Annotated in this window: 1 pseudogene; it reads left to right on the top strand. The window is 63.5% G+C overall.

Features of this window, described 5'->3' with window-relative positions:
• Nucleotides 1–208: pseudogene (locus tag AC5ZG5_RS46720) on the top strand (ISNCY family transposase); the annotation flags it as partial.

The raw sequence follows: 208 nt of genomic DNA, 5'->3' as shown, positions 1-208 counted from the left end.
GGAACGGGACGCCCGACCGACAGGCCAATTGCGAAGCCGAAGCGAGAGCGACGACGCCCCGATCCGCTCGTCAAAGCCACGCCACAGCTGCGCGAATGGTTCGAGGCCGAGCCGTGGCGGACCAGCAGCGAACTTCTATCCAAGCTGCAGGCGGAAAACCCCGGGGACTACCCGCGCAAAGTACTCCGAACTCTTCAACGTCGTCTTA

The sequence above is a fragment of the Bradyrhizobium sp. Ses1 genome, assembly GCF_059512365.1.
Note: the sequence above shows the minus strand (reverse complement) of the source record. Positions and strands in the feature narration are given on the sequence as shown.